This window comes from Noviherbaspirillum soli, from assembly GCF_015352955.1.
In the GTDB taxonomy this organism is placed as follows: Bacteria; Pseudomonadota; Gammaproteobacteria; order Burkholderiales; family Burkholderiaceae_D; genus Noviherbaspirillum_A; species Noviherbaspirillum_A soli.
Map to the genome: position 1 here is coordinate 1 of NZ_JACYOX010000101.1, position 967 is coordinate 967.

The 967-nt window shown below is 55.4% G+C and carries 1 protein-coding gene; it reads right to left on the minus strand.

Going from position 1 to position 967, the window contains the following annotated elements:
* A partial coding sequence (locus IGW04_RS25510; protein WP_194715897.1) for an IS982 family transposase occupies window positions 1-856 on the minus strand: 856 nt, incomplete at its 3' end.
* Window positions 857-967 lie beyond the last annotated feature (111 nt).

Below are 967 nucleotides of genomic sequence, written 5' to 3' on the forward strand. Positions count from 1 at the left end.
TGGTCGTCACGGGCAAGCGTGGCTTGTTGGGCGCGAGGCAGTAAGCAACGACACCGGCCATAAGATTGACGACGAAGTTCACGCAGGAGCGGTGATGAGTATGTTCAATCTGGCATAGGTTTTTGATCTCATCGAAGACGGTTTCAATGAGCGAGCGCTGCCGCAACAGGGCTTGATCAAACGGTGTGAGCTCAATCGGCTTCATGTTCTTGCGCACTTTAGTGATCAGGTGCACATGCTGCTCTGCCAGCAGGTCCGATAGCCATCTGGCCAAATAGCCCTTGTCGCCCAGCAGCTTGCCGGACAGGCTCTGGCACAGTCCTGGCACCGGCTTGCGGTCGTCGACATTGCCTGGGGTAAGGCGAATTGCCAGGATTTCGCCCCGATGGTTGATGACGACATGCAGCTTGAAGCCGAAGAACCAGCCCGTCGAACTCTTGCCCCGGGCAGCGAGCCCGGCAAAGACCTTATGGCGAGGAATGCGCAGGTTGTCGCACACGGCAATGGGTGTCGAGTCCACAATTGAAATGCCTGAGCACTGGCCTTTGAGCATGTCAAACAGGGCTGCCAGAGGAACGGCACAGCGTGGCATGAGTTCGACGCAGCGGTGATAGCTGGGGAGATCGGGAAACTCCTGACGGAGAAATCGACATACGTAAGCCAGATAAAAGGTCTTGAACTGGCGAAACCGGAGTTGGTGAAACAAGACGGCCAGTGTCATCAGCTCGGACAGTTGCAGTCTCGTCTGGCGACGTCGGTATTGCTGTCCATCGTCCAACAAACGCTTGTGCCAGGCCGGTTCGAATTGCACGCAGAAGTCGTCGATCAGGCAAAACAATTCCGTTAGACTGTCCATGAGCGCCTCCTGCTTCGTGGCGATTGATCGGTGTGCAAACCCAATCTTACGAAGCGCAACGGAGGCGCTCAATCATGTCTACAAAGAAAATCCTTATCCCGAACTGAGGTT